The organism is Nocardia sputi (genome assembly GCF_023501985.1).
Genome location: NZ_JAMFLC010000004.1, coordinates 46,249 through 71,235, shown reverse-complemented (window position 1 = coordinate 71,235; position 24,987 = coordinate 46,249). Strand labels below are relative to the sequence as shown.

General features: G+C 69.0%; 17 protein-coding genes. 10 read left to right on the top strand and 7 right to left on the bottom strand.

Features of this window, described 5'->3' with window-relative positions; all coding sequences use genetic code 11:
• Positions 1-66 precede the first annotated feature (66 nt).
• From M8859_RS07370 to M8859_RS07345, 6 genes are all read left to right on the top strand, one after another.
• On the top strand, positions 67-1,851 hold the full coding sequence (locus M8859_RS07370) for an Hsp70 family protein (RefSeq protein WP_249644040.1): 1,785 nt from the start codon (positions 67-69) through the stop codon (positions 1,849-1,851).
• Complete coding sequence (locus M8859_RS07365) at positions 1,844-4,438, top strand: LuxR C-terminal-related transcriptional regulator (RefSeq protein ID WP_159922062.1); 2,595 nt, start codon at positions 1,844-1,846, stop codon at positions 4,436-4,438. Before M8859_RS07370 ends, M8859_RS07365 begins: the two co-directional genes overlap by 8 nt.
• A 49-nt stretch (positions 4,439-4,487) precedes the next feature.
• Positions 4,488-5,618 (top strand): hypothetical protein, encoded by a 1,131-nt coding sequence (locus M8859_RS07360; protein WP_249644039.1) that lies wholly within the window; start codon positions 4,488-4,490, stop codon positions 5,616-5,618.
• Positions 5,619-5,779: 161 nt separating this feature from the next.
• Positions 5,780-7,138, top strand: a complete 1,359-nt coding sequence (locus M8859_RS07355; RefSeq protein WP_249644038.1) for a S1 family peptidase — start codon at positions 5,780-5,782, stop codon at positions 7,136-7,138.
• A gap of 112 nt (positions 7,139-7,250) precedes the next feature.
• Positions 7,251-8,576 (top strand): S1 family peptidase, encoded by a 1,326-nt coding sequence (locus tag M8859_RS07350; protein ID WP_283779450.1) that lies wholly within the window; start codon positions 7,251-7,253, stop codon positions 8,574-8,576.
• 138 nt (positions 8,577-8,714) lie between these two features.
• Positions 8,715-9,602 carry an NRDE family protein gene (locus M8859_RS07345; RefSeq protein ID WP_159922070.1) on the top strand — a complete coding sequence of 296 codons (888 nt, stop codon included), beginning with the start codon at positions 8,715-8,717 and terminating at the stop codon, positions 9,600-9,602.
• Positions 9,603-9,672: 70 nt separating this feature from the next.
• On the opposite strand, the gene M8859_RS07340 is transcribed toward M8859_RS07345, so the two are convergent.
• Entirely contained in the window at positions 9,673-10,377 is a 705-nt protein-coding gene (locus M8859_RS07340) for a DUF8020 domain-containing protein (RefSeq protein ID WP_195069696.1), read from the bottom strand.
• A 460-nt stretch (positions 10,378-10,837) separates the two neighbouring features.
• Here M8859_RS07340 and M8859_RS07335 point away from each other — a divergent pair, with 460 nt between their 5' ends.
• Together M8859_RS07335 and M8859_RS37575 are read left to right on the top strand one after the other, a co-directional pair.
• Complete coding sequence (locus M8859_RS07335; RefSeq protein ID WP_159922074.1) at positions 10,838-13,987, top strand: (Fe-S)-binding protein; 3,150 nt, start codon at positions 10,838-10,840, stop codon at positions 13,985-13,987.
• 85 nt (positions 13,988-14,072) lie between these two features.
• Complete coding sequence (locus M8859_RS37575; RefSeq protein ID WP_249644036.1) at positions 14,073-14,402, top strand: PIN domain-containing protein; 330 nt, start codon at positions 14,073-14,075, stop codon at positions 14,400-14,402.
• Between the two features lie 93 nt (positions 14,403-14,495).
• Here M8859_RS37575 and M8859_RS07325 read toward each other — a convergent pair whose 3' ends face one another.
• From M8859_RS07325 to M8859_RS07315, 3 genes are all read right to left on the bottom strand, one after another.
• Positions 14,496-15,644 carry an acyl-CoA dehydrogenase family protein gene (locus tag M8859_RS07325; protein ID WP_249644035.1) on the bottom strand — a complete coding sequence of 383 codons (1,149 nt, stop codon included), beginning with the start codon at positions 15,642-15,644 and terminating at the stop codon, positions 14,496-14,498.
• Entirely contained in the window at positions 15,644-16,873 is a 1,230-nt protein-coding gene (locus M8859_RS07320; protein WP_195069698.1) for an acyl-CoA dehydrogenase family protein, read from the bottom strand. The genes M8859_RS07325 and M8859_RS07320 overlap by 1 nt, the downstream gene beginning before the upstream one ends.
• Positions 16,874-17,038: 165 nt before the next feature.
• Positions 17,039-17,575, bottom strand: a complete 537-nt coding sequence (locus M8859_RS07315; RefSeq protein WP_236565337.1) for a YdcF family protein — start codon at positions 17,573-17,575, stop codon at positions 17,039-17,041.
• Between the two features lie 144 nt (positions 17,576-17,719).
• Between M8859_RS07315 and M8859_RS07310 the strand changes: the two genes are divergently transcribed.
• Both M8859_RS07310 and M8859_RS07305 read left to right on the top strand, forming a co-directional pair.
• Positions 17,720-19,042, top strand: a complete 1,323-nt coding sequence (locus M8859_RS07310) for a UDP-glucose dehydrogenase family protein (protein ID WP_159922082.1) — start codon at positions 17,720-17,722, stop codon at positions 19,040-19,042.
• Between the two features lie 151 nt (positions 19,043-19,193).
• Positions 19,194-20,501, top strand: a complete 1,308-nt coding sequence (locus M8859_RS07305) for a DUF7159 family protein (protein WP_223519356.1) — start codon at positions 19,194-19,196, stop codon at positions 20,499-20,501.
• 42 nt (positions 20,502-20,543) lie between these two features.
• Here the strand turns inward: M8859_RS07305 and M8859_RS07300 are convergent, their stop codons facing one another.
• The 3 genes from M8859_RS07300 to M8859_RS07290 all read right to left on the bottom strand — a co-directional run bounded on the left by M8859_RS07300 (position 20,544) and on the right by M8859_RS07290 (position 24,966).
• Positions 20,544-21,821, bottom strand: coding sequence for a YibE/F family protein (locus tag M8859_RS07300; RefSeq protein ID WP_159922084.1), 1,278 nt, complete (start codon positions 21,819-21,821; stop codon positions 20,544-20,546).
• A 395-nt stretch (positions 21,822-22,216) separates the two neighbouring features.
• Entirely contained in the window at positions 22,217-23,470 is a 1,254-nt protein-coding gene (locus M8859_RS07295) for a pyridoxal phosphate-dependent aminotransferase (RefSeq protein WP_159922086.1), read from the bottom strand.
• 101 nt (positions 23,471-23,571) lie between these two features.
• The gene (locus M8859_RS07290) at positions 23,572-24,966 is read right to left on the bottom strand and encodes a helix-turn-helix domain-containing protein (RefSeq protein ID WP_504928414.1); all 1,395 of its coding nucleotides are present in this window, start codon (positions 24,964-24,966) and stop codon (positions 23,572-23,574) included.
• Between the last annotated feature and the right edge of the window lie 21 nt (positions 24,967-24,987).

Genomic DNA, 24,987 nt, shown 5'->3' with positions numbered 1-24,987 from the left:
AAGCGCACCATCTCGCACACACTGCAGCGACACCGGACCAGACAGCTCTTCGAACGGGGTTCTCGAATGACACAGCGCCTGGCGCTCGGCATCACTGTCGGGGCGTCGAATTCGGTCGCCGTGGCGGCAACGGAAGATGGCGACGAGGGCATCGGCCCGTCCGGCGGCGGCTATCTACGCTCGCATCCGAGCGTGTTGCGGCTGTCGCAGGACATGGCACCCACGCTCGGCGCGGGCGCGCGCCCCACCGGCCGCCATTCCAGCGATGTCCTGCTGGAGGGCTTCCTCGCCAGGGTCGGCGATCCGGTCGGCATCCTCGCCGAGGACGGCTCCTCGTATTCCGCTCCCGACCTGGTCGCCACCGCGATCGGATGCCTGGTCGACGAGATCGCCGCCGAGACGGGAACGAACGCCGCGGCGGCGATTGTCGCCTGCCACCCGGCGTGGTGGTCGCGGCACACCGTCGTGATCCAGCGCGAGGCGCTCGAGCGGGCCGCGCTCGGCGAGGTCACCCTGGTGCCGGAACCGACCGCCGCGATCCGCTGGCTCGACGCCGCGCACGGCAGGACCGACGACGGCGCGGTGATCGTCTTCGACCTCGGCGCGACCGGCTCGACCGTCTCCGTGGTACGCACCGGTGAGCATGCCAGTCTGCTGGGCACGCCGCTGCGCACCACCGACGTCGCCGGTGCGGAATTCGATCTGCTGACCATGCGCTATGTTCTGGCAAACTCCGTGCTCGCCGCGGATTTCGATCCGTTCGATCCGGTGGTCGAACGTGAATTAGCGGCTTTGCGCGAGCGCTGCAGAAAAGCGAAAGAAGAGCTTTCCATAAATACCGCGACGGTTGTCCCGGTTCGGGTGGACCCCGCCGATCCGCATGGCAGCACCGTACGGCTGGTACGCGGTGAACTGGAAGACCTGCTGCGCGGGCCGTTGTCGAGTTCGATCGACCTCATCAGAGACGCGGTGCATCGGGCCGGGCTCGATATCGGCGACGTCGGCCGCGTCCTGCTCACCGGAGGCGGCGGCGCCATCCCGCTGGTCGCGGAACTGATCTCCTCCGAGTTCGGATTGCCCGTCGTGGCGGCTCCCGACCCGGAGCACACCACAGCACGCGGCGCCGCGCTGCTGGCCGCCGATCTGCTCGCCGCCGAAACCGACCAGCTGCCGATGGTGGATCCGGGCGCCGAAGACGAGACCGTGCCCCAGCCCAGAGCGCTCCCCTCGTCCCCCTCGTCGGGACTCCCGGCATTGCCCGAGGAACGCCCCGCACGCCGACGGGCGCTCACCAGCAGGCGACGCCTCGCGGTGGTGGCGGGCGCGGCGGCCGCCATCGGCCTGCTGGCCACCGGCACGCTCGCCATCGGCACCGGCATCCAGTCCGGCCCGAGCCATCCCGCCACCACCGAGCAGTCGACCACCGGCGCCGCGCAGGTCGCCGCGACCACGGGAGCGCAGACGGGCGATCCGTCCGCACCTTCCGGTGTCGCCGCCACGGACTCCACGACATCGACCGGCCGAGCGCGAACCGAGGCGACACAGGCCGGTTCGCCTTCGTCCCCGGCTCAGGGCACCACCGTGGCCGTGGTGAACAGCGAGCAGACGCCCGGCCGGCCCGACCCGGCACCCGCGGACTCCCCGGCTCCGCAACCCGCGCCGCAGCCCCAACCCCAGCCTTCTCCCGCTCCCGCGCCCGCCCCGGCCCCGACCAACCCGCCGCCGCCCACCCAGCAGCAGCCGCGGCCTATGCCGCCCACCGCGCCGAACCTGCCGACCGGCGTGCTCGGCGACACTCTCGGCACGGTGCTGCGCGCTCCCGGAGAGATCCTGGGAGGCTCCGGTGGCTGACACCGCATTCGACACCCTCCCGTCCGCACGGGACATCTTCCGCGACCTGGAATCCGCCGATGACCAACCGGTGGTCTACCTGATCCGCGGCCGCTCGCAAACCGGCAAGTCGACGCTTCTCGCGGAGATCCGGGCGCGTCTGCGCGCCCGGGGCGTCCCGCTGCAGGACGACACCGCCGCCGTCCAGCACGCGCACGCGCACAACGGCTCGCACCCACTGACCCGCACGCCGGCCTCGGTCGCGGGCGCTACGGCAGGGGTGACGACCGACACCGCCCGCCCGGCCCTGATCATCGACAACGCGCACACGCTGGGCGGGCTCGATCTCGAATATCTCCGCGCCGCCGTGGAAGCCGGGCGCCGCACGATGGTGATCGCCGCCCAGCCGCGCCCGCACGACCCGCGGCTGCGGCTGCTCGCCGACGCGGTCGCCCGGCGCGGTCGCGTCGTGGACCTGCGCCCGCTCGGCGTCGCGGACATGGCGCCGTTCGCCAGGGAACTGGGCATGATGGTGCCGCGCCAAGTCGCTCAGCACATCCACGTGCAGACCGCGGGTATCCGCGGTGGCGTCGTGGCGGCGCTCACCGCCGCCTGCTCGGCGCGTCTGGACGCGGGCATCGCCGCCGTCGACACGGCCGTCGCCGCGTGGGCGCGCGGTTTGCTGGACAACCTCGAGCCCGACCTGTTGGAGACCCTGGTGGTCGCCACCACGGGCACGGGCCTGGATTCCAGCGAGCTGACCGAGGTGCTCGGCGTGGAACCGGCCGTTGCGCAAGATCTCATCGACCGAGCCAGGGCCAGCGCCCTGGTGACCGATGCGGATCTGCTGATCGAACCCGCCGTCGCCCCACTGCGCACGCTGCTCGGCGACCGCAGGTTCGTCGCGGTCGAGCGCCGGTTGCTCGGCGCCCGGCTGGAGGCGGGCCTGCTGCGTGACCGCACCGCGCTGCAACTGGCCGAGTCCGGCGTCCGTGATCCGCGCCTGGCCGATTTCCTCGTCGACGCCGCGGAGCGGACCGGCCGCGAGGCGGTTCGCTACTACGCCGCCGCGGCGGCCGCGGGGGCGGAACTCGATCTGATCGCGCTGCGCTGGGCCGAGGCGGCCGCACGGACCGGTGACGGTGACACGGCGATGCGTCTGGCCGAGCCGATGCTGGCTCGTTCGGGCAGTTCCGGTACGGAACTCGCGACGGCGGTGCGCATCTGCGCGGCGGTGCTGACCCGACGTGGCCTGGTGGGTCGCGCGGCCCAGTTGTACACCTGGCTCGGTGCGGATCGGGTAGGCCCCGATTGGGCGATCGGCGCTACGGTGCTGCGCTTGGCCGGAGACGTGGCCGGCGCCGAGGAGATGGCCTCCTCGGCGACGCAGTGGCCCCCCACCGAGGCGCACGCGCACGCGCGGCTGATCGCGACCGCGCTGGCGGACTCCATCGCGCCGGGCAACAGCACCGCGTCCGCCGTGTCGGCGCTGGTGCAGGCGGCGAACGCGGACGCGGGCGTGGACCGCTTCCTGCCCTGCACGGCGGCCTCCATCGCCGCGCTGCTCTCGCTCGGCACCGGCGAGCCGCGCCGCGCCCAGGACGCGTTGCGGCGGGCCACCGCGAGCGGGCTGCGCTGCCACCAGCTCGACGTGCTCGCGGCCTGGACGGCGATGCTCGGTGGCGACGAGCGCGCCGCCGCCGCCACCGTGGCCGCCCTGGATTACGACCGACTCGACGTCCGCGACCGGCTGCTGGCTCACGGCGTCGCCGTCGGCCTCGCCCGGCGCAGCGGCGATCACGCCTCGCTGGCCCGCGCGTGGCAGGCGGCGTATCCGCTCTTCGACGACGTGCAGGCCGACCTGCTGGCACTGCTGCCGATCGGCGAACTGTGGCTGGCCGCCATCCGGATGCGTGACGAACGTCGGATCGAGCCTCTGGTGGAGGCCGCCCTCACGCTGCTGCGCCGCTTGAACGAACCGCCCGCCTGGTCCAACGCCTTCCATTGGTACGGCGTGCAGGCCGCGATCGCGCACGAAAGCCCCGACGACCTGCTGCCGCACGCGCGAGCGCTGAAAGCCGCGGCCGAGGCGGGTGACCGGCACGCCGCCGTGCTCGCCGACGCGGGCCGCACCTGGGTGCTCGTGCTGCGCGGCCAGGTCGCGACCGCGCCGGTCCACGCGGCGGTCGCCGCGCTCACCGAGATCGGCATGACCTGGGACGGTGCGCGGCTGGCCAGCGAGGCGGCGCTGGCCGCGCCCGACTCCGCGACGGCCACCGCGCTGCTCAAACTGGCTCGCACGGTCCGCGCCGACGCTCGTCCGCAGGAACCGCAGACCCGGCCCGCCGCACCGGCCGCAACCGACGGCGACACCCCGGCGCCGCCGCCCACGCCGCCGCAGGCCGCGATCCTCAGCGAACGGGAACGCGAAGTGGCCGAGCTGGTTCTGCTCGGGCTCACCTATCGCGAGATCGGTGCGCGCTTGTACATTTCCGCGAAGACGGTCGAGCACCACGTCGCGCGCATCCGACGCCGGGTCGGCGCCCGTTCCCGTTCGGAGTTATTGTCGATGCTCCGCGCCATGGGACACGGCTCGCTTCTGGTGTGACTCGGGTGCGGTTCCGTCAGCGGGAACGCCGAAGCGAGGTAGGTGGAGGATGGCCACTGGGGTTGGCCTGCGCGTCGCCGAAGACGAGTGCACGGCGGTCATCGTCACCGATGGTGACGAGCAACCGCGGTACATCGTCCGGGAGTCGATCCTGCACATGTCCGAGGACGGTGACGCCGAACTGGGCGGTCCCGCGCCCGCCGGGCACTCCCATTCGATCACCGGCTTCGTGCCCGCCGTCGGTGACCCGTCCGGTATCCCGGTCGACGACGGCGAGGCCTACCGCGCCGAAGACCTCGTCGCGACCGCCTTGTTCTGCCTGATCAATCTGGCCGCCGAACATCTCAGCGGCCCGGCCGAGTTCTACGCGACGCATCCGGCGGACTGGCCCGCCGAGCACGTGCGTTCCTTGCGGGACGCGCTGGACTACCTCGGCCTGCGGTCGGTGCTGCTGGTCAGCGAGGGCGAACTGCCCAGCGCCGGGAGCACGGCGCCCGACGGCTCGTTCGCCTACGACGCGGCCCGCGCGGCGCTGGCCGCCGTGCTGGCCACACCCGCGGGCGCCACTCCACCGGACCCGTCCACCGCCGAGAACTCGACGGTGGACACCATCGTCATCCCGGCGGTGCCCGCCGCCGAGCCACAGCCGCAGGCGTACTCGGCGGCCTTCCCGATCGCCGAGCCGGTCGCGACCGCCGACCCGGAGCCGGCCGAGAAGCCCACGGCGACAGAGGTTCCCGCGAAAGTTGTCGCGAAGAACCCGCGGCGTACGCCCTTGCTGGTCGCCTGCGCCGCCGTCATCGGCTTGGTGCTCGGCGGCATCGTGGTGGCCGCGCTGTTCCGCGACGGCGGGGAGACACCGGTGCCGCCCCTGCCCGACGCGAAATCGGAGCAGACGTCGGCGAGTCCCGTCCCGCCTCCGCCGGTCGTGTCCTCCACCGAGCCCATCACCACCGAGCCGTCCGAACCGCCGGTGGAGATTACCGAGACCACGACGCCGGAGACGACCACGACGCCTCCGCCTCCGCCTCCGCCTCCGTCGACCACCGAGCCGCCGACGACGCCACCGAGAACCACCCGTCCCTCGACGACCCGGAGCACGACGACTGCCCCCTACCCGTTCCTGCCGCTACCGCAGTTACCGACCATCCCCGGTATGGGAACACCGGGTAGTCGGTGATTAGTAGCGTCCTTTCCTGGTTTGTGGCCTAGAGTGATGCGCTGACCGTGTTGTCGGATGACTTCCGGCACAGGTCGGTTGCTGGACGAAGACTGTGCGCCAACGGATTCTGCCCATGGCCACGGATTTAGCTGGCACGTGCGTGCCGACGAAGGGACTTCATGCGCAAGTTGGTGGCGCGTCGCGCCGCGGTCAGAGCTGTCGCCATCGCCTCGACCGTTCTCCTGGCTCCCTTGTTCGGCACGACGACCGCATCGGCGGTTCCCGACGCTCCCGCCCAGCTCGCCGCGGACAACCTGCCCCCGGAACTGGTGCAGGCCATCGCGCGCGACCTGAAGATGACCCCGACGGAGTACCTGGACCGCGCCGCGCGCGCCCAGCAGCTGCGGGACTACGCGCGCGAGTTCCGTTCCGAGCGACCGGATTCCTACGCGGGCGCTTGGATCGGCCCCGACGGCAAGCCCGTCGTGGCGGTCACCTCGCTGGACGCCGCCAAGATCGCCGCGGACGACGGCTACCAGACCCGACTGGCCCCGGTCTCCGCGGACAGCCTGGAAGGCTCGCTGGTGCAGCTCAACCAGTGGGTCACCGGTCTGCCGCGGGAGATCTCGCAGGCGATCAACTCCGTGGCCATCGACTTCCTGAACAGTCAACTGGTCCTCAGCGTCGCCAACACCCCCGCGGGTCACATGCTCAACCTGCCGACCTTGCTGGCGAACATCAAAGTCATCCTGTCGCCGGGCAGCGGCGGCCCGGTCGAGCGCAGGCCCATGGGCGGTGACACCTACATCAGCGCCCCCGGTCCGCTCGCGGACTCGTCGCTGCGCGCGGTCGACGTGTGCTCGTTCGGGTTCAACAGCATCGACGCGTCCGGCAACGCGCTGAACATCAGTGCGGGACATTGCGATCCGAATCTGGGCAAGGCCAACCAGGAAGCGGCCGTCTACCTGCCCAACGTCCGGGACATCCCGGCCAGCCCCGAACTGGGCACCTTCGTGCATGCCTCGCTGGGTGGGCACTCCGCGCTGGACTACTCGGTGATCAAGCTGAACGAGCGCGCGGTGCGGGCCGGCATGGACCAGCCCTCGGTGCGCGGCGCCAACGGCACCACGCTGGCGATCACCGGCACCGCCGACCCGATCACCGGCGCCCCGGTCTGCAAGTCCGGCCAGTCGTCCACGTTCACCTGTGGCTTCGTCGTGGCCGACCGGGTGGAGACCCAGCTGTTCACCGCGGAGGGCGAGAGCAAGACCGTTCGCGGGTTCGCCAGCTCGGCCTGCACGCTCGGCGGCGACAGCGGCGGCGCGATCGTGTCCGGCACGCTGGCGCTCGGCATCACCAGCGGTTCCAACGCGGCGGACGCGCCGAACTGCAACGAGGCCAACATCGCGCTCGCGCAGTACGGCGGCACCGCTTCGCTGGGCATTCCGATCCGTGCGATCCTGGCCGATGTGGACGCCTCCTCCGGTGGCGGAATCGGCAGCGGTATCACCGTGCGCACCCGGTCGAACGTCGGCTGAGCGCACGCACGCGTCCTGTGTCGATCGGCATATCGCCGGTCGCCGGGCTATGCGGGAATCGGGAACCACAAGATGAGTAGGCATACCGCTGCGAACCCCATATAGTCTGCTCATGCTCCTGCCACGTATAGGTCCTCTTCGATCAGCCGCGCGACAGACCGGAATCCGAAAAACAGTGATCGCCGCCTCGGCGGCGATCCTGCTGTTCGGGCCCACGGCGGCAGTAGCGACGGCTGAGCCCGATCAGGCTCCCGGCCTGCCCGCCGAGCTGGTCGCCGCGGTGACCCGTGATCTGAAGATCTCGCCCGACGAGTACCTGCACCGCGCGGAGCTCGCGCAGCAGGTGGCCGCGTTCGCCACCACCGCCCAGCGGCAGTACCCGGCCGTGTTCGGCGGCTCCTGGCTCGACGACGCGGGCAAGGCGGTCGTGGCGCTGGCCCAGGGCCCCGGCGCCGACGAGGCCAAGAAGGCGGCCGAATCGGCCGGTTTCGAGGTTCGCAACGTCGCCAAGAGCGAAGCGGCGCTGCGCGGCGAGAAGAGCGCGTTCGAGCGCTGGCTGGAAGGCCAGCCCGAGGCGGTGCAGTCGCTGGTGCGCGGCGCGGTGGTGGACACCGTGAACAACGCGATCGCGGTGCGCGTCGACCAGGCGGGCCTGCCGATGCCGAACTTCATCGACCCGGCGCGCGTCATCGTGATGGCCCCGCCGGTGGCAGGCGAACAGGGCACCCTGCAGGCCGGTGAGATCGCCGGTGAGGCGCGCGGCACCCTCGCGGGTGGCGACGGCTACGCCTCGGTCGCCGGACGCAGCTCGCTGCGCTGCTCGCTCGGCTTCAACGGCACCGACCGCAACGGCAACACGGTGAACATCACCGCGGGCCACTGCAACCCGGACATCGCGTCCGCGGGCAACGGCAACGCCGCGGGCGTCTACGAGATGAGCGGCGAGCGCCTCGGCCCGCAGTTCGGCGTCTTCCAGAAGTCGGTGCTCGGCGAGCAGGACTACTCGATCGTGCGGATCAACGACCAGGCCAAGGACCGCTTCGCCAACAACGGCGTGCGCGCGCCCGGCGCGGCTCCGATCGCCGTCGAGGGCGTGGCGACGCCGGTCGTCGGCGCTCCGGTGTGCAAGTCCGGCGCACGCACCGGCTTCAGCTGCGGCGTGGTCAACGCGGTCGACCAGACCGTGCAGGTCGGCGACCGGGAACTCACCCAGAGCTTCTCGGCCAACATCTGCGCGCTGCCCGGCGACAGCGGCGGCCCGATCGTGACCGGCCGCCTGGCGCTCGGCATCTCCAGCGCGTCGTCGGTGGCGGACTACCCGATCTGCGAGATCCCGAACCTGATCGGAGCCCTCACCGGTAACGTGCCGCAGCTGTTCGCGCAGCCGGTGCACGTGGTGCTCTCCGACAACCCGGGGCTGCGCGTGCGCACCAACTGACAGCAGTGACGCGAAGAGGCCGGCAGCCGTTGCGCTGTCGGCCTTTCGCCGTCCCGGGGTCTTTCCACTGCCCTTACGCGGCCCCGCGTGCGGGAAAGACCGCATGGAGTGCGGCGCCGGTCCGGCATTCTGGTCGGCATGTGTTTGGTGTTGATCGGCTGGCGCGCCCACCCTGACTACCGGTTGATCGTGGCCGCCAACCGGGAAGAGTTCTATACCCGGCCGACCGAATCCATGCGCTGGTGGCCGGAGGCGCCCGGCCTGCTCGCCGGACGCGATACCGGGGCCACCGGCCGCACCGAGGGCGAACCTCCCGGCACTTGGCTGGGGCTGAGCACCCAGCCGCACGGCAACAACCGCTTCGCGGCCGTCACGAATGTGCGTGATCCCGCCGATCAACGCGTCGATGCCCGTTCCCGGGGCGCGCTGCTGCTGGACTTCCTGCGCGGCGCCGCCGACCGCGGTCGAGCGGGCGAGTTCCCCGGGCCGGAGAAGTACGTGCTCGACGTCGCCGCCGCGCCGGACGACTACAACGGCTACAACCTGTTGGTCTCCGACCTGCGCACACTGTGGTGGCACTCCAATCGCAGTGCGACCGAACCACGCGAGCTGACTCCGGGCTTCCACGGGCTCTCCAACGGCACGTTCGTCACGTCCGCGGGTCCGACCCTGGGCGAAGCGAATCTGACCGCGCCACAGCCCATCTGGCCCAAAGTGCGGGCGGGCGTGACCGAGCTGCGCGAGATCGTGGGGACCGAGCCCGGTGCGGTGGATCGCTACTTCGAGGTGCTGGCCGACCGCACGGAAGCTCCGGACGACCGGTTGCCGCGCACCGGCGTCCCCTACGAGATGGAGCGTGCGCTCTCGGCCAGGTTCGTCGCGCACACCGTGCACGGCACCAGAGCCAGCACGGTGCTGGTCGTCCGCGAGGACGGGACGTTCGAGATGGTCGAGCGCTCGTTCGGCCGATTGGGTGAAGAACTGGGCGAGGTCGTCGTCCGCGGCTTGCTCGATTTGACCGGATAAACGACCGGCGGCCCGCCCTCCGAGGAGAGCGGGCCGCCGGGGATCGAACGTGCAGCGTTCGGCCGAATATTTAGTTCGGCTTGTCCGCCCACTTGGTGGTGCCTTCGGGCGCCTGCAGCGTGTTGATCAGGTCGATGCCCGCGACAGCCAGCATGGGGCCACCGACGGCCACCGTGCCGAGGATGCCGCCGATACCCGCGCCCGCGATCGCGGCGGGGATGCAGCCGACACCGAGGAACGGCAGGCCGAGGATGCAGCCGATCACGGCGCCGCCGATGACGCCGATGGCGGTGCCGACGAAGCCGCCGACGGCGGTCGCGATGCCGAACTGGCTGGCGAACTCGTTCTGCGCGCGCTGGTTCTCGATCGGCGAGGCGATCGGCTGAGCGACGACGTTGACCGCGTTGGCCGGCTTGTCCCTGGGGACCTCGACACTCTGGTCAGGCGTGAGTTCGAGGACCGTGGCGTCTTCCTTCACGACCGGCTTCACCGGGACGACGGTCCCGGCGACCGTGAAGGCGATCGGCAGGGCCAGGACGTCGTTGCCCTGCGAGTCCTTGATCTTGTAGACGTCGTCTTCCTTGACGTCCTCGGAGGACTTCGCCAGTTCGAACGTTCCCCCCTTGAGCGTCGTAACGACGGTCTTCTCCACCAGCTTGACCGAGTACCGGATGGGATCCGGCGCAGCGTCCGGCTCGGCATGGGCGGTCCCCAATCCGATGGTCATCGCACCGATGACCATCGCGGCCGCCGCGGTGGTTCTGCGGAAGTTCATTCAGTTTCCAATCCATCATCAGGTCGATCGTCGCCGCGGGTCTCCAGCACGCGAGAGCTCTATCCAGCAAATCCGGGTGGTCGGCTCCGGATCCTCCCCGAGCAGTGTGCAGACGAGTCGCAAGCAACAGAACGACGTGAGCCTAATAGAACGCCGCGCATTAAGCGAGATGCCTTATCAGCCCTGGGGACTAAGCCAATCCTTACCGACTGGACGGAATGGTTCCCCGTTTACGGTGGTGACCGACCCCCTGTCCACGAGATCGGTGAATTTTACTGTGATATTGATCACAGGTAAATAAGCGGTCAAGCCCCAGCATATGGGGCTATAGCCCAAAAGCCGATCGTACGATGGACACTGTTGTTACTGGCGGGTAACTTACCTCCGGTTAAGATACGAGCCAACCGAGGCGGTAGCGGAAACTGCCGCACTCGAGGTGCCTCTAAAGAAAGGTCGCGACATGAATGCCCTGACAGTGACGCTGGGCACGATTGGGGCGGCGCTCAGCCTCCTGTGTTGGGCGTCGTTCTTCGGCGGCGTCCGCAATATCGTTCGCGCCATCATGATCGGACAGCCGGCCCCGGACCGCTGGCGGCCCTTCTTCCCGCGCTTCAAGCAGATGATCGTGGAGTTCCTCGCGCATACGCGCATGAACAAATTCCGCACCGTGGGCTGGGCGCATTGGCTGGTGATGATCGGCTTCCTGGGCGGCGCCATGCTGTGGTTCGAGGCGTACGGGCAGACGTTCGACCCGGCGTTCCACTGGCCCATCATCGGCAACACCGCGATCTACCACCTGTGGGACGAGATCCTCGGCATCGGCACCGTGGTCGGCATCCTCACGCTGATCATCCTGCGTCAGCTCAACCATCCCCGGCTTCCGGAGCGGCTGTCGCGCTTCAGCGGTTCCAAGTTCGCCCCTGCCTACGTCATCGAGGCGATCGTGCTGCTCGAGGGCCTCGGCATGGTCTTCGTGAAGGCGGGCAAGATCGCCGCCTACGGTCACGCGAACCCGGCGACCGACTTCTTCACCATGCAGGTCGCCAAGCTGCTGCCCGCCAACACCACGATGGTGGCGCTGTTCGCATTCGTGAAGCTGATGTCCGGCATGGCGTTCCTCTACCTGGTCGGCCGCAACGTGACCTGGGGCGTGGCCTGGCACCGCTTCTCGGCGTTCCCGAACATCTACTTCAAGCGGGATGAGGACGGCGGCGTCGCGCTGGGCCCGGCCAAGCCGATGATGTCGAAGGGCAAGCCGGTCGACATGGAGACCGCGGACCCGGACACCGACACCTTCGGGGCGGGCCGGATCGAGGACTTCTCCTGGAAGGGCTGGCTGGACTTCACCACCTGCACCGAGTGCGGTCGCTGCCAGTCGCAGTGCCCCGCGTGGAACACCGGTAAGCCGCTCTCGCCGAAGCTGCTGATCATGTCGCTGCGTGACCATGGTTACGCCAAGGCCCCGTACCTGCTGGCCGGTGGCCGCAAGGACATGGGCGGCGACGAGGTCGGCCTCGTCGACGCCGAGGGCAAGCCGAACGAGGCCCAGCTGGCCAAGATCTCCGAGGCCGCCAAGGCCGAAGCGGAGCGCCCGCTGGTCGGCGGCCCCGAAGTGGGCGGCGTCATCGACCCCGAGGTGCTGTGGAGCTGCACCACCTGTGGCGCGTGCGTCGAGCAGTGCCCGGTGGACATCGAGCACGTCGACCACATCATCGACATGCGCCGCTACCAGGTGCTGATCGAATCGGAGTTCCCGTCCGAGCTCGCCGGCCTGTTCAAGAACCTGGAGAACAAGGGCAATCCGTGGGGTCAGAACGCCAAGGACCGGCTCAACTGGATCAACGAGCTCGATTTCCAGATCCCGGTCTTCGGCCAGGACGCCGACAGCTTCGACGGTTACGAGTACCTGTTCTGGGTGGGCTGCGCGGGCGCCTACGAGGACCGCGCCAAGAAGACCACCAAGGCGGTCGCCGAGCTGCTGGCCACCGCGGGCGTGAAGTTCATGGTGCTCGGCGCGGAGGAGACCTGCACCGGTGACTCCGCACGCCGCGCGGGCAACGAATTCCTGTTCCAGCAGCTCGCGCAGCAGAACATCGAGCTGCTGAACTCGGTGTTCGAGGGCGTCGAGGATCGCAAGAAGAAGATCGTCGTCACCTGCGCGCACTGCTTCAACGCGCTGAACAACGAGTACCCACAGGTCGGCGGCACCTACGAGGTCGTGCACCACACCCAACTGCTCAACCGCCTGGTGCGGCAGAAGCAGCTGATCCCGGTGGCCTCGGTCTCCCAGAATGTCACCTACCACGACCCGTGCTACCTGGGCAGGCACAACAAGATCTACAACGCGCCGCGCGAGCTGATGGCCGCGTCCGGCTCGAACCTGGTCGAGATGCCCCGGCACGGCGAACGGTCCATGTGCTGTGGCGCCGGCGGCGCGCGGATGTGGATGGAAGAGCAACTCGGCAAGCGGGTCAACATCGACCGGGTGGAGGAGGGATTGAGCACCCTCGCCGCGCCTTCTGGTCGCTCCGCGGGCTCCGCCCCTGGGAAGATCGCGACCGGCTGCCCGTTCTGCCGCGTGATGCTCACCGACGGCGTCACCGCGCGCCAGGAGAAGGGTGAGGGCGAAGGCGTCGAAGTGGTGGACGTCGCGCAGTTGATGCTGGATGCCATCGAGCGGGTCGAGCCGACGGTGCTCACCGAGAACCTGACCGTCATCCAGGAGCCGAAGGCGCCCGAGGCGGAACCCGAGCCGGAGCCCGAACCCGCCCCGGCCGCCGAGGCTCCCGCCCCGGCCAAGGCCGCGCCGACCGGTGGCGGTCTGGCCATGAAGGGCCCGGCGAAAGCTCCCGGTGGCGGCGGTCTGGCCATGAAGGGCCCCGCGAAAGCGCCCGGTGGCGGCGGTCTCGGCATGAAGGGCGCCGCGAAGGCTCCCGGCGCCAAGGCCCCGGCCGCGGAAACGGCGGAGACCGAGGCCACGGCGGCGCCTGCCGCTCCGGTCAAGGGTCTGGCCATGAAGGGTCCGGCGAAGGCTCCCGGTGGTCTGGGGATGAAGGGCGGCGCGAAAGCGCCCGGCGCCAAGGCCGCCGCGGCCCCCGCCGCCGAGTCAGCGCCCGAGGCTTCGGCACCCGAAGCTCCGGCGGCGAAGCCGGTCAAGGGTCTGGGCATGAAGGGCGGCGCCAAGGCTCCCGGTGGTGGTCTCGCCATGAAGGGCGCGGCCAAGGCTCCCGGCGCTAAGGCTCCGGCAGCGGAAACGTCCGCGGCTGCGGCCGAAGCAGCACCCGCCACCCAGGCGGCTGCGGAACCGGCCGACGCCGAGCCGACCGAGACCAAGCCGACGGTGCCCGCCAAGGGTCTGGCCATGAAGTCCGGCTTCAAGCGTCCCGGCCCCAAGGCCCCTGGCAAAGCCGCTCCGGTCACTGCCGAACCGGCCTCGGCGGACGAGCCCGCCGCCGCGGAAACTCCTGCCGCGCAGCCCGAAGCCGCTGCCGAGCCGGAGCAATCCAATGGCACTGGCGGCAACGGCGCGCACCAGGTCGTACCGCCCGCCGCCAAACCGGGCGGCTTGGGCTTCAAGTCCGGCGCGAAGGCGCCGGGCCGTAAGAGCTGAGCCCAGAAACAACTGAACACCGACATCGGCCGGGTCCAGCGATGGACCCGGCCGAGTTGTATCCGGTAGTTTCGAAGTCGCTGAAGTGACCAGCGCACCTGGCGCTCTTGTGGCGGGATGTCATCTCACCGCGCTCGAGATCGGCTACTCGGCGCGATCCCATGCCGACTACATCGCCAAGATCGCCGGTCAAAAGGCTTTGGTCTGGCTCCCGGTAACGGAAGAAGCGATGGACCGGGCCTTGGAGGTCCAGGGTCTTCTCGCCGCCCGAGGCGCACATCGTTTACCGATTCCCGATCTCATCCTTTCAGCGACCGCTGAAGTCCACGGGGCAACCGTTCTGCATGTGGACAGCGATTACCAGACCATTGCGGAGATCACCGGTCAGCCGCATCGGCGACTCGGGACAAGCTGATTCGGCAGCTCGTCCGATACCACCGCAGCGGTAAGGACGGCTGAGCACGAGCCAGTGGGGCCGGGGAGGTGTGGCCCCGGCCCGAGAACCGGATTACGGCCGTGTCAGCGCGGCGTAGCGCGCGAGATGCTCGTCGGTGGAGCCGAATTCGTGCTCGACAACGGTGAGCCGTTTGAAGTAGTGGCCGATGGCCAGCTCTTCGGTCATGCCCATCGCCCCGTGCAGTTGCACGGCGTTCTGCCCGATGAACCGCGCCGCGCGCGCGACCGTGACCTTCGCCGCGGAGACGGCGCGCGCACGGTCCTCGGCGGGCGCGCGCAGCGAGTGGACGGCCAGGTGGACCGCCGCGACGGCCTGTTCGAGTTCGATGTACATGTCGACCATGCGGTGTTGCAGTACCTGGAAACTGCCGATCGGCTGACCGAACTGCTGACGCTGCTCGGCGTATTCGATGGTGTCGGCGAGCACTTTCCGCATACAGCCGACGGCCTCGGCGCAGACCGCCGCGGTCGCCTCCGCGATGGTCGGCTCGATGACGGTCCAGGCGTCCGACTCCGCGCCCAGCAGGGCGTCGGCGGGCAGACGCAGGCCGGTGAACACGAGATCGGCGGCGGCCCGGTCGTCGATGGTGCGGTAGCTGTGCACTTCGACACCGGCAGGGGGCGCGACCGCGTCGAACTTCACCCGGAACAACGAGATCCCCGCCTTGTCGCGCCGCTCGCCGGATGTGCGCGCGGTGATCAGCAGGTGAGTGGCCAGCGGCGCGCCGGTCACCACGGTCTTCGCGCCGTCGAGCACCCAGCCGTCGTCGTCGCGGCGGGCAGTGGTCGACACATCGTGCAGCGCGTGTCCGGAGGTCGGTTCCAGCGCGGCGAACGCGATGCGCGCGTCACCGGACACGATCCGGCGCAGCACGGCGTCGGCCTGTTCGCCGCCGCCACGCTCGAGCAGTCCGGCGCCGATCACGACCGTGTCGACGAACGGCTCGACCACCAGCGCGCGGCCGAGTTCCTCGGCGATCACCATGAGCTCGACGGGGCCGCCACCGGTGCCGTCCACCCGCTCGGGAAGCGTCGCCCCGAGAATCCCCAGCTCGTCGGCGAAGCCGCGCCAGACCGCAGGCTGCCAGCCCTTCGCCGATTTCGCGGCTGCGCGGCTCTTCTCCAGGTCATAGCGGGCGCCGAGGTATCCGGCGACCGCGGAGCGGAGCAGTTCCTGCTCGTCGGTAAGCGTGAAGTCCATCAGAGCCCCAATGCTGCTTTGGCGAGGATGTTTCGCTGAATCTCGTTGCTGCCCGCGTAGATCGAGCCCGCTCGGTCGTTGAAGTACCGCAGCGGCGCGACAGCTTGCCAGTCCGCGCCGCTGTGGTAACCGTCGGCCGGCGGCGTGAACTGGGCGATCGGCCCGCCGGGCTCGGTGGCGTGCGGTTGGTAGACGCGACCGCGCGGTCCCGCGGCTTCCAGCGCCAGCTCGGTGAGCTTCTGGCTGAGTTCGGTGCCGAGGATCTTGAGCATGGAGGACGCGGGGCCCGGGTTCTTGCCCTGCGCCATCGCGGAAATGGTGCGGTACTCCAGGACTTCGAGCACTTCGGTGCGGATCCGCAGATCCGCCAGCTTCGCGGCGAACGCGCGGTCATCGATGAGCGGGTTGCCGTCCGGGCCGGGCTGCTGTGCCGCGTTGGCGGCGATGTCCTGGGCCATGACCTGCAGCCACGGGGCCGCCGTGCCGCCGCGCTCGTGCACCAGCAGGTATTTCGCGACGGTCCAGCCGTCGTCGATCCGGCCGAGCACATTGGTCTTCGGCACTCGCACGTTGTCGAAGAAGACCTGGTTCTGCACCTGTTCGCCCGAGGTCATCACCAGCGGCCGGATCTCGATGCCCGGTGAGGTCATATCGATCAGCAGGAACGTGATGCCCTGCTGCTTCTTACCCGTGCGCGAGGTGCGCACCAAGCAGAAGATCCAGTTCGCCTCGGTGGCGTGGGTGGTCCAGATCTTGCTGCCGGTGCACACGAAATCCTCGCCGTCGTCGACGGCGGCCATGGTCAGCGCGGCCAGATCCGATCCGGCCTCCGGCTCGGAGTACCCCTGGCAGAAGAAGACCTCGCCGGTGAGGATGCGCGGCAGATAGAAAGCCTTCTGCTCGGCGGTGCCGAACGCGATGATCGCGGGGGCCACCATCTTGATGCCCATCGGAGACAGCGCCGGCGCGCCCGCCAGCGCCGATTCCCGCTGGAAGATGTAGTGCTGGGTCAGACTCCAGTCGCATCCGCCGTGTTCCACCGGCCAGGCCGGCGCCGCCCAGCCGCGCTCGTGCAGGATGTGCTGCCATTCCATGCTCGCCTCGTGGTCGGGATACACGCTCGTCGCCAAGCGCCCGGCGCGGCGCAATTCCGGCGTCAGTTTCGCGTCGAGGAACTCGCGTACCTCGTCCCGAAACGCCAGATCCTCCGCTGACCAGTCGTAATCCATCTGCCCTCCCGGAGGGTGCGCACCGTTGCTTCCCTGGCGACCATCCCGTCACCATGCGACAAAATGTACGATTGTTTCTCTCATCGAGTCAAACTGAAGGCACCCGCCCGCAAATTTTGGGCATTACTCGCCGCGCGGGCGGCTCGCGTGCCGGATCCACCGCTTCTAGCAGTCCTCGAAGAAGGCTTTGGTGAAACCCACGGATTGGTAGAGGTAGTCGTAAGCCCAGCGTGGGAGGGAGAGGTCGGGGTCGGTGTCGACGAAAAGGAGTTCTCCATCCCAGCACTTTCGCAAGATGTAGCGCGCTCGGGAGATGTGGGGCGTGAAGGTGACGACGATGACTCGCCGCCAGTTGTGGGCGCGGGCGAGGCGGGCGAGTTCGCGGCCCTCGCCGCGAGTGGTGCGCGGCGAGGGGTCGAAGCACAGGACCTCGAAGCTGTAGCCGCCGTGACAGATGCGGTTCAGCATGGCGCTGTTCTCATAGGGATCGGAGAACACCACGCGTGGCGCGTACCCGTCGCGCGCCAGGCGTAGCCCGAGTTGCTCGCGTCCGTCGTGCGCTCCGCCCAGGACGAGAACGGCGTCCGCTCGCGCGGGCGGGTCGGTGCGCGGACGTACGTAGACCGGCCACAGCGCGCCCGCGGCGATGGCGACCGCCAGACCGGCGCCGAGGAGGATCCAGGCCCACCGATGACGTCGCACCCCGCCGATGCTAGCGGGCGCGGGAACCGATTCATCCAGGTCAGGGCGTTGCACCGCGCGACGTCGCCGCATGTACATCTGCTGTTGCCCGGACCCTTGCCTCGGTGACGTGGCGTGGCCACCGGAGGGGCTTACCAATCGATCATGCGATGCACAGTCTTCGGAACCGGGTATCTCGGGGCCACGCACGCTGCGTGCATGGCCGAACTCGGGCACGACGTCATCGGGGTGGACGTGGACCCGGGCAAGGTCGCGAAGCTGTCCGACGGGGTGGTGCCGTTCTACGAACCCGGCTTGGAGGCTGTGCTGCGCCGCAACCTCGACGCGGGCCGGCTGCGGTTCACCACCTCCTATGCCGAGGCGGCCGCCCACGCGGAGGTGCATTTCCTCGGCGTGGGCACCCCGCAGAAGAAGGGCGAGTACGCCGCCGACCTGAAATACGTGCACGCGGTGGTGGATACGCTCGCGCCGCTGCTGGAGCGCCCCTCGGTGATCATCGGCAAGTCGACGGTCCCGGTCGGCACGGCGGCTGCGCTCGGGACCCGGGCTCGCGCACTGAGTCCCACCGACGTCGAGGTGGCGTGGAATCCGGAGTTCCTCCGGGAAGGCTGGGCGGTCAAGGACACCTTGCGGCCGGACCGGCTGGTCCTCGGTGTCGACCGTACGCGCGCCGCCGCCGGGTGGGTCGAAGATCTGGTGCGCGAGATCTACGCGGATCTCATCGCCGCCGAGATTCCATTCCTGCTGACCGACCTCGCCACAGCGGAATTGGTGAAGGTCTCCGCCAACGCTTTTCTGGCGACGAAGATTTCGTTCATCAACGCCGTGTCGGAGGTGTGCGAGGCGACCGGCGCGGACGTGACCATGCTGGCCGACGCCCTCGGCTACGACGCGCGCATCGGCCGCCGATTCCTCAACGCGGGCCTCGGTTTCGGCGGGGGATGTCTACCCAAGGACATCCGCGCGTTCATGGCCCGCTCCGGCGAACTCGGCGCCGACCACGCCGTCGCCTTCCTGCGCGAGGTGGACAACATCAATATGCGCCGCCGGACCAAGGTGGTGGACATGGCCGCACGCGCCTGCGGTGGTTCGCTGCTCGGCGCGAACGTCGCGGTGCTCGGCGCGGCGTTCAAGCCGGAGTCCGACGACGTCCGCGACTCGCCCGCGTTGAACGTGGCGGGCATGATCCAGCTGCACGGCGCCGTGGTGACCGTGTACGACCCCAAAGCGCTGGAGAATTCGCGCCGGGTGTTCCCCACCCTGAACTACGCGACCTCGGTGGCCGAGGCATGTGAACGCGCCGACGTGGTGCTCGTCCTCACCGAGTGGGACGAATTCACCGCGCTGCGACCGCAGGACCTGGACCGAGTGGTGCGCGCCCGCTCGATCATCGACGGCCGGAACTGTCTCAATCGTGCCACCTGGAGAGCAGCCGGATGGGTGTACGCGGGACTCGGCACGCCGTAGAGTTGCGGAGCGAGGCGGGCTACTGCCGGACAGGTGACCAGTCCTGCCTTAAGCACAGCTGATCGCCGGCGGTAGGGTCCGTCCAGCGGGCCTCCGCCGACGGACGGCGCAGGCTCGCATGTCGTGAAGTGTGGAACGAGATGGGCAGCTGATGAGTTCGGTACTGGGAGTTTCGGTGGGGGCCGGCGCTGTCCGTATGGCCCGGCCACACGCCGGCAACCCCCACGGGCATGTCTCCCCGCATTCCTTCGATCTGCAGACCATTCCGGTCGTCGACCAGAGCGTGGAAGAGCTGGCGGCCGAAGCCATCGGAGTCACCCTCGAAGCCACGCCGGGCATCGGCGCCACCGCGATCGCCTACCGCAGTGAGCAGCACGCCCGCGCCATTCGCGCGGCCATGGCCCGCCAGCAGCTGACCAATTACGAACTCGTCCCGGAGATCGCGGCGGCACTCGAGTTCGCGCAGGCCACCGGCGATATCCGCGGCATCTCCTCGCTGGTCGTCTATGACCTGGGCAGCTCGGGACTGACGGTGAGCGTGGTCGACACCCAGACTCGTGAGGTGCGTCATAGCGAGCGCACCAGCGACATCAGCGGTGACTATCTCGACTCTCTGATCCGCGAGCAGCAGATCGCGTCGGGGCGCATCGCACACCCCCCGAACGCCGCGGGCCTGGCCGCTCTGGACGCGCTGTGCCGGGAGGCCAAGGAGCAGTTGACCACCAACACCGCGGTGGCGCTGCCCAGCGAGCAGGGTTTGGTCCTGCTGGCGCAGGAGAACTTCGAATCGCTGATCATGCTGGCGATCGAGTCGTCGGCGCGGATGGCGCGCGACGTGATCGTGCGCTCGGACCGCCCGGTGCACGGCGTGCTGGCCATCGGTGGCTGCGCTCGAATCCCGTTGGTGGCCAAGGTCCTCGAACGGTGGATGGGCGTTCCCGTCATCGTGCCGGACAGCCCCGAGACCGTCATGGCGCGCGGCGCCGCCCTCTTGGCCAGACCGGTCCGCAAGGAGAGCCCGGCCGCGAGCGCCGTGCTGGACGACGACTTGTCACCCGCCTGGTTGTCGGCGCCTGCCCAGCGCGGCAAGCGCGAGATCAGCGGGGCCGTGTTGACCGTCAGCGCGCTGGCCGTGGTCGCCGCGATCGGGCTCGGCCTCGGCTACGGACCGCAGGTGCTGGAACGGGATTCGCACACCAGCGAGAGCTCGCCGTCGTTGTCACCGACCACCGCACCGCGTACGACCAGCCTCGATCCGCAGATCGCGGTCGCGCCGGGTACAACCGAGGCGCCCGCGCACGAATCGGTCGCCGCGCCACCGCCGAACCGGCGGCAGACCACCAGCGAGGCGCCGCCGACACCCGGCCCGAACACTATTGTGGTGCCCGGCCTTCCGCCGATCGTGGTTCCCACGATCCCGCCGGAGGTTTTCCCCTTTCCCCCACCGCCGCCACGCTGAGCCGGGTTCACCGGCGGCGTCTCAGCTCACCGGGATTCGGGCTCAGACCCTGGCGTGCTTGGCCCGGCGCGGGCGCGGCGGCGGGCTCGATTCCTTGGCCTTGAACGGGCGAGCCAGCAGGACCGCGATGCCGGTGGTCAACGGCACCGAGAGCGCCAGCGCGATGCCGCCGACCGAGGAACGCGCGATCTCGATGGCCACCGCGTCACCGGCGAGCACGTCACGGATGGACCGCCCCGCCACGCTGAACAGCAGCAACAGCGGCAGCGCCCCACCGGCGTAGGCGAGCACCAGCGTGTAGACGGTGCTGGCGATGTGGTCGCGCCCCACGCGCATGGCGGCGGCGAAGATCTCTCGCCGCGATGCCGATTCGTCGAGGGCGGCCAGCTCGAACGCGGCCGACGCCTGGGTGATCGTCACGTCGTTGAGCACGCCCAGCGAGCCGATGATGAACCCGGCCAGCAACAGTCCGGTGATGCTGACGTGCTCGATGTAGGTCGCGACGTTGGTGTTCTGTTCCTCGGAAAGCCCCGTCAGATTGGTCATCTCGATCGTGAGCCAGGACAACACGGCGGCCAGCAGCATCGAGGTGAGCGTGCCCAGCAGCGCCGAACTGGTGCGCAGGTTCAGCCCGTGCGCCAGATACAGCACGGCGTAGAGGATCAACGAGCCCGCGACCAGCGCGACCGGGATCGCGGGTTTGCCGTCGAGCAAGGCGGGCAGCATGAACATCACCAGGACCGCGAAGGCGAACACCAGACCCAGCAGCGCGCGGACGCCGCGCCAGCGCGCCACCACGATGATCACCACCACGAACGCCAGGGCGATCAGCGTGAGCGGCAGCCCCCGTGAGTAGTCCTCGAACGAGTACAGCGGCGTCCCGGTCGGATCGGTCTGGCGGACCAGCCGGAGCTCGTCGCCCGCGCGCAGGTCGGGTTGTCCTGGGCCCGGTGCGATTTCCAACAGCGTGCGGTTGCCCTTGTGCGGGCCGGACTCGATCGCGATCACACTGCGCTGACAGTTGTAGGCATTGCTGCGCGGCGGTTCGGGTTTGTCGATGAACACCTTGCCCAGTGACGGACTGCCGCATGGGCCGATATCCTGCATGACCACCGTGCCCGCCTCGGTCTGCACCGCGCCGCCACCCGCGTTCTGCATCGGCAGCGGGATATCGACATGCTGTTTGCTCGGCCACAGCGCGATCGCGCCGATGAGCACGGCGACGCCGATCACGGTGAGTAGCCCGATGACCACCCGCGCCGCGGTCGCGCCGATCGCGATCGGACCCGAGTGATCGTGGTGATGGTGGTGGTCGCTCACCGCGCTCCTACCTGTCAGATGTGTTTCTGCCCGCAGCGAGCCTAAAGGATTTCATTTTCAAGACCGTCGCGGCTGCTACCGAACACAGCGGATACACACTCGGAGCGATCCGATCGCGGTAAGGAAACGGGATTTGGAGGGGGCGGCGGAGAGCAGGGGGATGTCTCCGCCGCCCGCAGGGCAGGCGGCCCAGGGGGGTAGGCGGCCTAACCCAAGGCCGGATGTGCCCAGGGGGGGTAGGCAATCCGGCCAGGCACCTTAAGTGCCGAGGACCACTGTACACAAAAATACTTCTTTTGCGCTAGTTAGTCGCCAAATCCGACAGGTATCCGTACATCAGGTTTGTTTCCGGGCCGGAAGCGGGGCGATTATATTGTCGCCCGACCTCCTTCCCACTATTGGCGATAGCTGGCGAGGAAGTTGCCGAACCGTTCGATCGCGACCGCGAGATCCCGGGCCCAGGGCAGGGTGACGATCCGGAGATGGTCGTGGTGCGGCCAGTTGAAGCCGGTGCCCTGCACCATCAGGATCTTCTCCTGCAACAGCAGATCCAGGATCAGCTTGGAGTCGTCGTAGATCTCGTACACGTTCGGATCCAGCTTCGGGAACGCGTACAGCGCGCCCTTCGGCTTCACACACGAGACACCGGGGATCATGTTCAACCGCTCCCACGCGACATCGCGCTGTTCGAGCAGCCTGCCGCCGGGCAGGATCAGATCCTCGATGCTCTGGTGGCCGCCGAGCGCGACTTGGATCGCGTGCTGCGCGGGCACATTCGGGCACAATCGCGACGAGGCGAGCAGGTCGATGCCCTCCAGGAAGCCGGCCGCGTGGTCCTTCGGCCCGGTGATCGCCAGCCAGCCCGACCGGTAGCCCGCCACCCGATAGGCCTTGGACAGCCCGTTGAAGGTCAGGCACAGCAGATCCGGCGCCACGCCCGCCAGCGAGATGTGCTTGGCGTCGTCGTAGAGGATCTTGTCGTAGATCTCGTCGGCGAGCAGCAACAGTTGATGCTTACGCGCCACGTCGGCGAGTTGCTGGAGCACCTCGGCGGAGTACACCGCGCCGGTGGGATTGTTCGGGTTGATCACCAGCAGGGCCTTGGTCTTGTCGGTGATCTTGGCTTCGATGTCCGCGATGTCGGGTTGCCAGCCGTTGGCCTCGTCACAGAGATAATGCACCGGGGTGCCGCCCGCCAGGCTGGTCATGGCGGTCCACAGCGGGTAGTCCGGCGCCGGGATCAGCACCTCGTCGCCGTTGTCCAGCAGGGCCTGCATGGTGATGGTGATCAGCTCGGAGACGCCGTTGCCGAGGTAGACGTCGTCCACGTCGAGCTCCGGGAAGCCGGGCACGAGTTCGTAGCGGGTCACGATCGCGCGCCGCGCCGACAGGATGCCCTTGGATTCGGAGTAGCCCTGGGCGTACGGGAGCGCCGCGATGATGTCGCGCATGATCACGTCCGGCGCCTCGAACCCGAACGGGGCGGGGTTGCCGATGTTGAGCTTGAGGATGCGGTGCCCCTCGGCCTCCAACCGTGCCGCCTGCGCGTGTACCGGTCCACGGATCTCGTAGACGACGTTCTGCAGCTTCGTGGACTGCTCCAGAACACGCGGGGGACGGTGCGGATGATGAGGACTCACCCGTCCCATGGTGCCATCCGTCGCAACTGGATAAACCGCCTGTCCGAGCCCCGCCCCGGGCGTCCGCGGCCACGACGGCGTCTCCCGCGTCACCGGATGTGACGCGTCACTCAATGGGCGGGCCCGCCCGGTGGGATGCCTTTGGCCGCGGTGGAGCCGCAGAACTCCTCGATGCGCTCGTCCAACCGCCGCGCCTCGATCGCGTCACGGAAGGTTCGACTCGCGATCCGCCTGCGCACACCGGTCAGCCGCTCCTCCAGTTGCGCGATGCGCTTGTCCTCCTCGAGTCCGAGCACCGGCTGCAACGCCTCGGCCGCGCCGTCCAGGCTGCCGTTGATCAGATGGGCGGCCGCGCAGTCGACCCTGGCCAGGGATTCCGCACCGTAGGAGCGCTGTTCGGACGGTCCTTTCGAGTACAGCTCGATGGCCCGCTGCGTGGCGGTGAGCGCGGGCTCCGCCTGGCCGAGGTGGATGTAGGTGGCGCCAGCGTAGTAGTTGGCCTTGGCGTCGTTGAACCCGAAGACCCCGCCCACCTCGTCGTGCAGGGTGTCGGTCGCGGCGATCTCACGGGCGTCGTCGGCCGCGCGGACGCAGCGGTCGGTGTCCGCGGCGCTGCCCAGCGCCGACCAGATCCTGGCCTCGATGTTGAGCAGTCGCACCTGCGCGGTCGCGGACTCGGCGAACTCCCGTCCGCTCTGGGCCAGCTCCACCGCCCGGCGGGGGCGCTGCGACCAGTACTCGATCAGCGCGTGCATGCCGCGGGTCCAGGCACGAAGCCCGTTGTGCCCGCATAGTTCCGCGTAAGCCCAGGCAGCCCGCACCTGCTCGCCCGCAGCGTCGTAGTAGCCGAGATCGGTGCTCGCGTTGGCGAGCAGTCCCGAGAGCGTGCCCGCCAGGAGATACAGATGCCCCGTATCGGCGGGCCGCTGATGGCCTTCCAGCAACCGATACACCCGGCGTCGCACCCGCACCATCTCCACCATCATCGGCACCGGCGGAATATGCACGTAATCGTTCGCGATGCGTACGACATCCGCGTCGAGCTGTTCCAACGTGCTCGCACCGACATTGGTGCTCTCGGCCTTACCGGCGTGCTCGCTGGCCTCGTGGGCAGCCGCCATGATCAGATCCCTCTCCGAAATCGCTGCTAACGCAACACCTCTCATCGCACCGGCGTCTATGAGAGCCAAAATGTCAGCGTCGCTCGAATAATGAATGCGCGCCGAGGCGTCGGCAGGCGCGTCGAATCCCGGCGGGACGGCTCGATCGCTCGAGGGCTGATCGATCAATGCCGCGAACCGCGCCCGCACCACATCGTCGGACCTGGCCAGTGAGGTATCCAGAGCGGCTTGGTTGATCGGTCGTGGATGGACCCGGGCGCCCCCGGCTTCCCACTTCGACACCAAGCGTTCGTGCACCCCTAAATGGGCAGCGAATTCCCTGATGCTCATCCGCTTGGCATCGCGAAGGGCGCGGGCCTCTTTGCCTGACCAATGCCTGATCACGATGCCATCCCTTCCGAACGA

Bases quoted from the DNA above. Each gene is read 5' to 3' on its own strand.
- M8859_RS07355 (WP_249644038.1), top strand. From the start codon at position 5,780: ATGCGCAAGTTGGTGGCGCGTCGCGCCGCGGTCAGAGCTGTCGCCATC.
- M8859_RS07360 (WP_249644039.1), top strand. From the start codon at position 4,488: ATGGCCACTGGGGTTGGCCTGCGCGTCGCCGAAGACGAGTGCACGGCG.
- M8859_RS07320 (WP_195069698.1), bottom strand. From the start codon at position 16,873: ATGGATTACGACTGGTCAGCGGAGGATCTGGCGTTTCGGGACGAGGTA.
- M8859_RS07340 (WP_195069696.1), bottom strand. From the start codon at position 10,377: ATGAACTTCCGCAGAACCACCGCGGCGGCCGCGATGGTCATCGGTGCG.
- M8859_RS07325 (WP_249644035.1), bottom strand. From the start codon at position 15,644: ATGGACTTCACGCTTACCGACGAGCAGGAACTGCTCCGCTCCGCGGTC.
- M8859_RS07305 (WP_223519356.1), top strand. From the start codon at position 19,194: ATGAGTTCGGTACTGGGAGTTTCGGTGGGGGCCGGCGCTGTCCGTATG.
- M8859_RS07295 (WP_159922086.1), bottom strand. From the start codon at position 23,470: ATGGGACGGGTGAGTCCTCATCATCCGCACCGTCCCCCGCGTGTTCTG.
- M8859_RS07345 (WP_159922070.1), top strand. From the start codon at position 8,715: ATGTGTTTGGTGTTGATCGGCTGGCGCGCCCACCCTGACTACCGGTTG.
- M8859_RS07310 (WP_159922082.1), top strand. From the start codon at position 17,720: ATGCGATGCACAGTCTTCGGAACCGGGTATCTCGGGGCCACGCACGCT.
- M8859_RS07335 (WP_159922074.1), top strand. From the start codon at position 10,838: ATGAATGCCCTGACAGTGACGCTGGGCACGATTGGGGCGGCGCTCAGC.
- M8859_RS07350 (WP_283779450.1), top strand. From the start codon at position 7,251: ATGCTCCTGCCACGTATAGGTCCTCTTCGATCAGCCGCGCGACAGACC.
- M8859_RS07370 (WP_249644040.1), top strand. From the start codon at position 67: ATGACACAGCGCCTGGCGCTCGGCATCACTGTCGGGGCGTCGAATTCG.